The following is a 213-nucleotide window of genomic DNA, read 5'->3' on the forward strand; positions in this document are numbered from 1 at the left end:
AAGTCAGTCACATACTTCAGTATGCTCCTTCCTTTCCTTCGCTTGTCGCCTTGCTGCTGCGCAAATTATTGCGTACTCAACTCTGAATCTAAGCTGAAAATCTTCTCTCAATCCGCCAAAACATCTTCGGCGTTGTAAGGTTAAGCCTCACGGTTCATTAGTACCGGTTAGCTCAACGCATCGCTGCGCTTACACACCCGGCCTATCAACGTC

1 rRNA gene is annotated in these 213 nt (G+C 47.9%); it reads right to left on the reverse strand.

The annotated features are described in order from the left end of the window. Nucleotides 1–136: 136 nt before the first annotated feature. Nucleotides 137–213: ribosomal RNA gene (locus ACLH1U_RS25290) — 23S ribosomal RNA — on the reverse strand; the annotation flags it as partial.

It is taken from the genome of Klebsiella sp. 1SOBk5mer (genome assembly GCF_046603115.1).
GTDB classification, from domain to species: domain Bacteria; phylum Pseudomonadota; class Gammaproteobacteria; order Enterobacterales; family Enterobacteriaceae; genus Klebsiella; species Klebsiella quasipneumoniae.